1 pseudogene is annotated in these 447 nt (G+C 58.8%); it reads right to left on the bottom strand.

Annotated features, from left to right (window positions below):
- A pseudogene (locus QMX86_RS28180) lies at positions 1–447 on the bottom strand (hypothetical protein); the annotation flags it as partial.

The following is a 447-nucleotide window of genomic DNA, read 5'->3' as shown; positions in this document are numbered from 1 at the left end:
TTGCCCTCGACCGGGGTTTCAATGAAGGGGGCGGCCGGCACGACGTCAAAGTGCAGCGGCTCGCTGTCTTTCGACTCCTGCAGTGTGCCGCTTTCATCCATGAACCTTTGCCGAGCCCAGATTGTTTGGCTGCCCACCGGCAACGTCACTTCGGCTTGCCAAATGCCCTGCCAGTCGACAACGACATTACTGAGCAGAGGTTCGGTGAGCCCTTGGAGACAGACTTCGACAGCCCCGCCTCTCATGCCCGTGCCCTTGAGTAACGCGGTTCGTGGCAACTTGCCGTTTTGTATCGGCTGGAGAAATTCTGGCGGCAGCAACACCACCGTCAATTCATGCTCGTCACTGTACAGCGACGGTCGACCGTCCAGTGTCTGCTGTGCGTCGAAGGTGTAGAGCCTGAATTCCAGAAGGGTCAGGTCAATCGACCAGTCGCCGTCCTGGCTC

It is taken from the genome of Pseudomonas sp. PS01270 (genome assembly GCF_029959775.1).
GTDB classification, from domain to species: Bacteria; Pseudomonadota; Gammaproteobacteria; order Pseudomonadales; family Pseudomonadaceae; genus Aquipseudomonas; species Aquipseudomonas atacamensis.
This window is presented reverse-complemented; position numbering and strand designations above follow the sequence as displayed.